Source organism: Streptosporangium sp. NPDC002607 (assembly GCF_053592655.1).
Genome location: NZ_JBSFWD010000055.1, coordinates 43,660 through 52,785 on the forward strand (window position 1 = coordinate 43,660; position 9,126 = coordinate 52,785).

Sequence of the window (9,126 nt, forward strand, 5' to 3'; positions counted from 1 at the left end):
GAGGCCCGACGGCGGTTCCGGGACTTCGGCTCCTCCCGGGGCGGCCACCTGCCGACCAGAAGTCCAAAAGATGGATATTCCGGTAGCTAGAATCTCCAGGCATGGAACTGAGGCAGCTCGAATACTTCGTCGCGGTCGCCGAGGAGCAGAACTTCACCCGGGCGGCCGAGCGGGTGCACATCAGCCAGTCCGGTGTCAGTGCCCAGATCCGCCAGCTGGAACGTGAACTCGGCGCCGAACTCTTCGACCGGTCGGCGCGCACCGCCACCCTCACCGTCGCGGGAAAGGCCGCGCTCGCACACGCCCGCGCCGCGCTCGCCGCCGCCGGGGCCCTCGGCCAGGCGGTGGGCGAGGTGACCGACCTGATCCGGGGCCGGCTCACCGTCGGCATGGTCATCGGCTGCACCGTCACACCGCTGTTCGACGCCCTGGCCGCGTTCCACCGAGCCCATCCCGGCGTGGAGATCTCCCTGCTGGAGGACAACTCCGACCGGCTCGTCGAGGGGGTCCGCGCCGGCACCGTCGACCTGGCTCTCACCGGGACCGCGACCGCCGCCCCGGAGGGGGTGAACGCGTTGACGATCATCAGCGAGCGGCTCGTCGCGGCGGTCCCCGCCGGGCATCCCCTGACCCGGCGGCGCCGGGTCACCCTGCGCGACCTGGGCGCCCACCCGCTCGTGTGCATGCCGCCGGGCACCGGCCTGCGCACGGTGTTCGACCAGGCCTGCGCCGCGCAGGGCCTCCAACCGGTGATCGCGCTGCAGGCCAGCGCCGCCGACGCCATCGCCGATCTCGCCACCCGCGGGCTCGCCGTCGCCATCCTCAGCGAGTCGATAGCCGCGCACTACCGCGACCGGCTCACCACCTTGCTCATCGACGACGTCGAAGCACCCGCCCTGCTCACCCTGATCTGGAGGAGCACGCACAACCCCGCTGTGCGCGAGTTGCTCGCCCACAGCAGGCGGGCGTTCACTCAGGGCTCGCCGTAGCGCTCCCGGAGTCCTCGACATAACCCGGAGGCCCGTGAATCGCGGGCGCCCACGGCACCCTCTCGTGGACGCCGGCCTTCGCTCAATGCAGCGTCACAACCCGCTCCACCAGCGATTTCGCATGAGAAACGGTGTCAGAAGGTGGTGCGCTCACGGCCGCCGGTCATGCCCCCCGAACAGGTCCGCCACGCGCGGCCGACCTGGCCCGGCTGACGGACGCCGAGGCGAAGGCGCCGATGACCGGGTGCGGGCGGCGCCCGTCGCCGGCCAGTTCCGGCTGGAAGAGGGTGGCAAGGAAGAACGGGTGCTCCGGCAACTCCAGGACCCGCACCAGCCCCGCCTCGTCGTGACCGGTGAAGCGCAGCCCACCCGCCTCCAGGGCGGGCACGTAGCCGGCGTTGGGGCCGAAGGTGCAGTAGTACCTCTCCACGCTCTTCTCTGCGCCGATGACCCTCTCGGCCAGCGACCCCGGCTCCAGCAGGACGGTGTTCTCGTGGCCCGCCAGCGAGCACGCCAGCGGTAGCAGCAGGAAGTTCTCGGCACCCGGATCGTTCTCGGCGTGCGCGACGGACATGTCCAGCACATTGCGCGCGTACTCCAGCAGGGCGTGCTGGAAACCCCCGCAGGTGCCCAGGAACGGGATGCCGTGCTCGCGGGCGGTGCGGGCGGCGTTCAGCGCGCCGGCCTCGCTGCGATACGGGCTGCCGGGCACCATCCAGATGCCGTCGAACCCCTCCAGGCCGGCGGTGTCGGTCGTGGGGATCCAGTAGGCGTCCAGGTTCAGCCCGTCGCGCTCACGCAGCGCCTCCAGCAGCGTGGGGATGCGGGTGTGAGACTGGACGGCCGGTGACTTGTCGCCTACCAGGGCGATCCTCGCGGTGGTCATGCCCCGATCCTGGCCCGGCTGCCAGGGTAAGCGCCAACGATGATTCCTGCTGGGTCGATAAGCGATACTGATGCTCCGTGGACCCGCATCTGTTGCGCACGTTCGTGGTCGTCGCCGACCGGCGCTCCTTCTCCGCCGCCGCCGCCGAGCTCGGCTACACCCAGTCGGCGGTCTCCCAGCAGATCGCCGCGTTGGAGGCCGACCTGGGACTGGCGCTGCTGAGCCGCCGTCCGGTGGTGCCCACCCCGGCGGGGGAGCGCCTGCTGGAACACGCCGGACCGCTGCTGCTGCGCCACCGGGCCGCCCGCGCCGACGTGCTGCGTGCCGCCGCGGGCCCGGCCGGGCGGCTGACCGTGGCGGCCTCCCCGCTGGCCTGCGTCCCGGCGATCGCACGGGGCCTGTCCCCGGCCGCTCTGGAGGGGGTGGAGGTGCGGCTGCGCACCGTCGCCCGTGAGCGCGTCGCCGGCGAGGTCTCCTCGGGATCGGCCGACCTCGGCCTCGTCGACGGGATCACCGCGCCCAGCGATCCGTTGCGGCTGCCGGACGTGGGGCCGCTGTCAGGCTTCGGGGTCGCCGAGGAAGAGCTGGTGGTGGTGTTGCCCACCGGCCACCCGCTCTCACACCGGCGCGGCCTGGCGCTGACCGACCTGACCGACGCGCTGTGGCTGCGGGCGCCGGTCGCCGTACCGGTGGAGCGGCTGCGCGAGCTGGCCGGCGGGGGCGGGTTTCGCGCCGCGCTGCGCTACGACGGCGAGGACCTGCACACGGTGCTGAATCTGGCCGCCGCAGGGAACGGCCTGGTCCTGCTGCCCGCCTCGGTGACGGCAGGAGTGACGCGGGGGGTGCCGCTGACCGCGCCGCGGGTGGTGCACCGGGTGGAGGTCCTGTACGCCGAGCCCGCGGGCCAGGCCGCCGCACTCGCCGCTCAGCTGCGCCAGCCGCCCTCGTCCACCCCGCCGGGCACCTCCGCCCGCGGGTCGTAGGGGGTACGGGTGAAGACGAAGGTGTTGAGATCCAGGTGGCTGGGTGAGCCGTCAGGCCCGCGAACCACACGCAGGGTCTCACCCGCGTAGTAGCCGTCCAATCCCAGCCAGGTCCCGTCGGTCTGGGCGGCGAACCGGGAGGCCCGGCCGGTGCCACCGACCGGGTTGAGGGAGACACCGCCTTCGGGCAGCAGCCGCAGCACGTACGCGCTGGGCCCCCAGTACCACGGGCCGGTCAGCTCCAGCAGGCCCGCGCTGTCGGCGACGGGCGCCCACTCCTCGGGCAGGCGCGGCTCGTGCTGGTCGAGGATCGCCAGCAGGTCGGTCAGCAGAGCGCGGCTGACACCCGAGGTGGAGTTGGCCATGAACAGCACGCCGACCCTGTCGGACGGATCGGCCCACACAGTGGTCAGGAAGCCCGGCATGGAGCCGGTGTGACCGGCCAGGCGGCGGCCGTTCGCGCGGGCCAGCTGCAGCCCCAGACCGTACCCGCCGGTCCAGGCGTCGCCGTCGTCGACGGTCGCGGGTTCGCGCATCTCCGCCACGGTGGCCGGGGCGAGCACGCCGCCGGTGTCGCCGGCCACGAACGCCGCCCACCGGGCAAGATCTGCGGGGGTGGACCACAGCTGCCCGGCGGGAGCCATGGCGACCGCGTCATGCTCGGGTTCGGGCAGCAGTACGTCCGCCCAGGGGTGCACGGCGTAGCCGCACGCGTGCGGCGCGCGCGGCCGGGGCGTGGTGTCGCGCATACCCAGCGGCCGTAGGATCTCCTCGTCCACGGCCCGCGCCCAGTTCACGCCGCGGTGGCGGGCCACCAGCTCGCCCAGCAGGGCGAAGCCCACGTTGGAGTAGTGGTAGCGGCGCCCGGGACGGTGCTTGGCGGCGTCGGGCCCGAGCGCGGCGACCAGTTCCTCGGCCGGCACGCCGGGGGTCCGCTCCCACCACTGGCCCGGCGACTCGGCACTCAGCCCGGAGGTGTGCGACAGCAACTGGGCGACGGTCACCTCGCCGACGCCGACCCCGAGACCGGGGACGTGCTTGGAGACCGGGTCGAGCAGATCCACCTTCCCCTCGTCGCGCAGGCGCATGACCACGACCGCGACCAGGCTCTTGGTGATCGAGCCGATGCGGTACTGGGTGAGGGGGGTGGGGGCGGCCCCCTCCACCCGGCCTCGCGCGCCGAACCAGGCCAGCTCCCCGTCGCGCACCACCCCGGCGGCCAGCGAGGGCAGGCGCCCCTGGGACTGCTCCGCCGCGACCCTGCGCAGCAGCGCGCGAGCCGTACTCTCCAGAACCGGCGACATGAGAGGGCTCCTCCCCGACACGACAAGAAGTGTCCCCAGGTTAGTGCCGCTCGAGCCCGGAGGGCATCGCCGGCGGCTCCGCGAGATGCGCGCCGCCGGCCCCGATGAAGACGATGTCGGCCACGGCGACCCTGGCCACCTTCGTCGGCTCGCGCACCCGTATCGCCTGGCCCACCAGGCACGAACTCAAGCGCATTCCCATCCGCCACCCCACACCCGTCTACCCGTGGTCACTCGCCTGGCACACCGTCAACCACCACCCCGACCTCGGCAAACTCCGCGACCACCTGCGCCACGTGCCCACACCGGCCCCGCCGACCGACACCTGGAGCCCCCTCACGACCGGGGAGGACGAGCCAGGCAGAGGCTAGGACCGGGTGCCCGGCGGCGCCCGCTCTCGCCGGGAGAGGGACCTTCGGCTCTGACCACAGCCAGCCAAAGACCCTGGTACGCCGGGTACGCACGCCGCACGGTGGAGGCAACACCACGGGGGAGGTGGCCCGATGAGTTCCTTCGGCTACCGGATCCGGTGCCGTCTGCGCCTGCATCGGTTCGACAGCAACCCTTTGCGCAGACGCTCGGACCGGATCGAGACAGTCGCCGTGCTGGTGAGCCTGCTGCTTTTCGTCGCCGGGCTGTGGCCGGCGATCGGGCTCGGCCGGCAGGCCTACCAGGACGGCCTGCGGGCCGAGCTCGCCGCCCCCCACCGGCGGGCGGTCGCCGCCGAGGTCGTGGGCACGGCCCGCCCGACGGAGCCTGGCCTCGGCGGGCAGGCGCGCACGGTGCGCTGGACGGCGGCGAACGGGACCCCGCGCACCGGCCAGGTCGTGCTCCCCTCGGCGGTACCGGTCGGCTCGCGCACCGAGATCTGGCTGGATGCCGCGGGCAGGCCCACCGACCCCCCGCAGAGCCGCGTGGAGACGGTCACGGTCGCCACGCTCACCGCGATCGGGGTGATGGCGTGTATCTCGATGATCCTGCTGGTCTTCCTGGTCGGCCTCCGGGTGCTGCTGAACCGCTACCGTGACGCCGAGTGGGAGAGGGCGTGGTCCCTCGCCGACCAGCGATGGCACAGGCCGAAGCAGGGCTGATCTCTGCCGTGCAGAGGAAGGCCGCCACGCCCTGGCCCGCAAGATCTGCCACGGCAAGAAGGGCGAGCTGTACCGTGCCCAGATCCAGCGCATCCCGTCGTATCCGACGCCGTTGCGGACCTCGAAGCCGAGGGTGTCGCGCTAGAAGGCCAGGGAGGCGTCCGGGTCGTCGTGCGGGAGGAAACTCGTGTGAATGGTGATGTCCATGGTGGTCAGGCTAGGTGCGGCTCGGTGACCGGCGCTTCTTGATTCCTGATCGGCCTGGTCACCTGTTTCGCCACGCACGGCGGCATTCCCTCCGTCGCGTGCGCCGCGTGGTGCCGGTAGGTGCTGGGCGGCATGCCGACCAGTTCGGTGAAGCGGGTGCTGAAGGTGCCCAGCGACGAGCAGCCGACCGCGAAGCAGACCTCGGTGACGCTGAGGTCGCCACGACGCAGCAGCGCCATCGCGCGCTCGATGCGCCGCGTCATCAGATAGGAGTACGGCGACTCGCCGTAGGCGAGCCGGAACTGGCGGCTGAGGTGCCCGGCGGACATGTTCACGCCGCGGGCGAGCGCCTCGACGTCCAGCGGCTGCGCGTACTCCCGGTCGATCCGGTCGCGGACGCGGCGCAGCCGCGCGAGGTCGCTCAGGCGCTGCGCCGCGGCGGGTCTGCTGGTCACCTGTGAGATCGTGCCATATACGACTTGTAAAGGTTGAACACGCCTCTTTACCGGTCGGGACGAGTCGAAACAGATGAGAGAACTCGTCTCACGGTGTCCGCGAGGGCCTCGGTCAGGTACCCACGTAGGCCGCGAGGTGCTCGCCGGTGAGGGTGGATCGGGCGGCGACGAGGTCGGCGGGTGTGCCCTCGAAGACGATCCGGCCGCCGTCGTGGCCGGCGCCGGGGCCGAGGTCGATGATCCAGTCGGCGTGCGCCATGACCGCCTGGTGGTGCTCGACGACGATGACCGACTTGCCGGAGTCGACGAGCCGGTCGAGCAGGCCGAGCAACTGCTCGACGTCGGCGAGGTGCAGGCCCGTGGTCGGCTCGTCGAGGACGTAGACGCCGCCCTTCTCGGCCATGTGGGTGGCCAGCTTGAGCCGCTGCCGCTCGCCGCCGGACAGCGTGGTGAGCGGCTGGCCGAGGCTGAGGTAGCCGAGCCCGACGTCGGCGAGCCGGTCGAGGATGGCGTGCGCGGCCGGCGTGCGCGCCTCGCCGGCGCCGAAGAACTCCTCGGCCTCGGTCACCGACATCGCGAGCACCTCGCTGATGTCGCGGCCGCCGAGGTGGTGGTCCAGCACCGATGCCTGGAACCGCTTGCCCTCGCACTCCTCGCAGGTGGTGGCGACGCCGGCCATCATCGCCAGGTCGGTGTAGATGACGCCGGCGCCCTTGCAGGTGGGGCAGGCGCCCTCGGAGTTGGCACTGAACAGCGCCGGCTTCACGCCGTTGGCCTTCGCGAACGCCTTGCGGATCGGGTCGAGCAGTCCGGTGTAGGTCGCCGGGTTGCTCCGTCGCGAGCCGCGGATCGCGCCCTGGTCGATCGAGACCACACCTGCGCGGCCGGGGATCGACCCGTGCACGAGCGAGCTCTTGCCGGAGCCGGCGACGCCGGTGACGACGGCGAGCACCCCGAGCGGGATGTCGACGTCGACGTCGCGCAGGTTGTTCGCCGTCGCGCCGCGGATCTCCAGCTTGCCGGTGGGCTTGCGCACCTTCTCTTTGACGACGGCCCGGTCGTCGAAATGGCGGCCGGTGAGGGTGCCGCTGGCCCGCAGCCCCTCGACGGTGCCCTCGAAGCAGACGGTGCCGCCCGCCGTACCGGCGCCGGGGCCGAGGTCGACGACGTGGTCGGCGATCACGATCGTCTCCGGCTTGTGCTCCACGACGAGCACCGTGTTGCCCTTGTCCCGCAGCCGCAGCAGCAGGTCGTTCATCCGCTGGATGTCATGGGGGTGCAGGCCGATGGTGGGCTCGTCGAAGACATAGGTGGTGTCGGTGAGCGCGGAGCCGAGGTGGCGGATCATCTTGACGCGCTGTGCCTCGCCGCCCGACAGCGTGCCCGACGGCCGCTCGAGCGACAGGTAGCCCAGCCCGATCTCCACGAAGGAGTCGAGGGACTGCTGCAGCGCGATGAGCAGCGGCGCCAACGACGGCTCGTCCAGACCGCGCACCCAGTCGGCCAGGTCGCTGATCTGCATCGAGCAGACGTCGGCGATGCTGATCCCCTTGATCTTGGAGGACCGGGCCGCCTCGCTGAGCCGGGTGCCGCCGCACTCGGGACAGGAGGTGAACGTCACCGCCCGCTCCACAAAGGCCCGGACGTGCGACTGCAGCGCCTCCTTGTCCTTGGACAGCATCGACTTCTGGATCTTCGGGACCAGGCCCTCGTACGTCAGGTTGATGCCGTCGACCTTGATCTTGGTCGGCTCCTTGTAGACCAGGTCGTGGAGCTCGGCCTTGGTGTACTTGCGGATCGGCTTGTCGGGGTCGAAGAAGCCGCAGCCGCTGAAGATCCGGCCGTACCACCCGTCCATGCTGTAGCCGGGGATCGTGAGCGCACCCTCGTTGAGCGACTTGGAGTCGTCGTAGAGCTGGGACAGGTCGATGTCGGTGACCCGGCCCATGCCCTCGCACCGCGGGCACATGCCGCCGGTGATGCTGAAGTCGCGCCGCTCCTTCACACTCTTCCCGCCGCGCTCGAACGAGACCGAACCCGCTCCGCTGATGGAGGCGACGTTGAAGGAGAAGGCCTGGGGCGAGCCGACGTGCGGCCGGCCGAGCCGGCTGAACAGGATGCGCAGCATCGCGTTGGCGTCGGTGACGGTGCCGACCGTGGAGCGGGGGTTGGCCCCCATCCGCTCCTGGTCGACGATGATCGCGGTCGTCAGCCCTTCGAGGACGTCGACCTCGGGCCGTGCCAGCGTCGGCATGAAGCCCTGCACGAAGGCGCTGTAGGTCTCGTTGATCAGCCGCTGCGACTCCGCGGCGATCGTGCCGAACACCAGCGAGCTCTTGCCCGAGCCGGAGACGCCGGTGAACACCGTCAGCCGGCGCTTCGGGATCTCGACGCTGACGTCCTTGAGGTTGTTCCCGCGCGCGCCCTGCACGCGGATCAGATCGTGGCTGTCGGCAATGTGCAGCGCAGGCGACTGCGTGTCCGTCCTCGTGGCCATACTCATCATGTCTCCATCTGTTAAGCGGGGTCGCCTTCACGGTCCCCATCGGCGTCGCCTGGCTTGATCTGACCAGCTTTGAGCAGTATGTCTGGTTCTCCTTCGTCGGCGCGGTCGCGGCAACGGTCCGCTGTCTACCTGATCAGCGTGTCGGCCGGGGGGGCGCGACGAACCGGTCACCCCGCTCCTGCGGCAGCGCGCCGATCTCGATCATGGACACGTCGCGGGCGTGGCCCGGCCCCAAAGGCCGGGGAGGCATCCGGGGCGCAGTGCGAGAGGAAGCTCGCGTGAATGGTGATGTCCATGGCGGTCAGGCTAGTTGCGGCTCCATGACCCGCGCTTCTCGATTCCTGATCGGTCTGGTCACCTGTTTCGCCACGCATGGCGGCATCCCCGCCGTCGCGCGCGCCGCGTGGTGCCGGTAGGTGCCGGACCTGTCGCCGGCCATGCTCGCCGCCCTCGCGTCGGCGACCGAGCGCGTCACGCTCGGCACGGCGACGCCGCTACCCGCCTTCCGCCGCCCGGTCACGGCCGCGCAGGAGCTCGCCTCCATCGGGTCAGCTTCTCAGCCCTGAAGGGCTGAGCTTGCAGCTCCTCGCCGTCGGTGGCTTCGACGGTCTGGTCCGCGTCAGGCAGCGTGACTCACTGCCCAGCTTGTGACACCGCGTGAGGCGATGTTACGAGCCGCGTTGACGTCGGCGCGCTCAGCGAAGC

9 protein-coding genes and 1 pseudogene are annotated in these 9,126 nt (G+C 71.4%); 5 read left to right on the forward strand and 5 right to left on the reverse strand.

Annotated elements, in window-relative coordinates; all coding sequences use genetic code 11:
- The first annotated feature begins 101 nt into the window (after positions 1-101).
- Positions 102-989 carry a LysR family transcriptional regulator gene (locus tag ACWD3H_RS39265; RefSeq protein ID WP_451958625.1) on the forward strand — a complete coding sequence of 296 codons (888 nt, stop codon included), beginning with the start codon at positions 102-104 and terminating at the stop codon, positions 987-989.
- Positions 990-1,152: 163 nt separating this feature from the next.
- On the opposite strand, the gene ACWD3H_RS39270 is transcribed toward ACWD3H_RS39265, so the two are convergent.
- On the reverse strand, positions 1,153-1,875 hold the full coding sequence (locus ACWD3H_RS39270; RefSeq protein WP_451958626.1) for a CTP synthase C-terminal region-related (seleno)protein: 723 nt from the start codon (positions 1,873-1,875) through the stop codon (positions 1,153-1,155).
- A 77-nt stretch (positions 1,876-1,952) separates the two neighbouring features.
- Between ACWD3H_RS39270 and ACWD3H_RS39275 the strand changes: the two genes are divergently transcribed.
- On the forward strand, positions 1,953-2,858 hold the full coding sequence (locus ACWD3H_RS39275) for a LysR family transcriptional regulator (RefSeq protein ID WP_451958627.1): 906 nt from the start codon (positions 1,953-1,955) through the stop codon (positions 2,856-2,858).
- Here ACWD3H_RS39275 and ACWD3H_RS39280 read toward each other — a convergent pair.
- Positions 2,801-4,162 carry a serine hydrolase domain-containing protein gene (locus ACWD3H_RS39280; RefSeq protein ID WP_451958628.1) on the reverse strand — a complete coding sequence of 454 codons (1,362 nt, stop codon included), beginning with the start codon at positions 4,160-4,162 and terminating at the stop codon, positions 2,801-2,803. The genes ACWD3H_RS39275 and ACWD3H_RS39280 overlap by 58 nt on opposite strands.
- Positions 4,163-4,275: 113 nt before the next feature.
- On the opposite strand from ACWD3H_RS39280, the gene ACWD3H_RS39285 reads away from it, so the two are divergent.
- A complete protein-coding gene (locus tag ACWD3H_RS39285; protein WP_355563747.1) occupies positions 4,276-4,533 on the forward strand; it encodes a hypothetical protein in 258 nt (85 codons plus the stop codon).
- Positions 4,534-4,665: 132 nt separating this feature from the next.
- Positions 4,666-5,253, forward strand: coding sequence for an Rv1733c family protein (locus ACWD3H_RS39290; RefSeq protein ID WP_451958629.1), 588 nt, complete (start codon positions 4,666-4,668; stop codon positions 5,251-5,253).
- An 81-nt stretch (positions 5,254-5,334) separates the two neighbouring features.
- On the opposite strand, the pseudogene ACWD3H_RS39295 reads toward ACWD3H_RS39290, so the two are convergent.
- The 3 genes and pseudogenes from ACWD3H_RS39295 to ACWD3H_RS39305 form a co-directional block, all read right to left on the reverse strand.
- Positions 5,335-5,460, reverse strand: a pseudogene (locus tag ACWD3H_RS39295) (VOC family protein); the annotation flags it as partial.
- 5 nt (positions 5,461-5,465) lie between these two features.
- Positions 5,466-5,915 (reverse strand): helix-turn-helix transcriptional regulator, encoded by a 450-nt coding sequence (locus ACWD3H_RS39300; RefSeq protein WP_451958630.1) that lies wholly within the window; start codon positions 5,913-5,915, stop codon positions 5,466-5,468.
- Between the two features lie 112 nt (positions 5,916-6,027).
- A complete protein-coding gene (locus ACWD3H_RS39305) occupies positions 6,028-8,418 on the reverse strand; it encodes an ATP-binding cassette domain-containing protein (protein WP_451958633.1) in 2,391 nt (796 codons plus the stop codon).
- Between the two features lie 440 nt (positions 8,419-8,858).
- On the opposite strand from ACWD3H_RS39305, the gene ACWD3H_RS39310 reads away from it, so the two are divergent.
- Positions 8,859-8,987, forward strand: a complete 129-nt coding sequence (locus tag ACWD3H_RS39310) for an LLM class flavin-dependent oxidoreductase (protein ID WP_355569687.1) — start codon at positions 8,859-8,861, stop codon at positions 8,985-8,987.
- Positions 8,988-9,126: the final 139 nt, after the last annotated feature.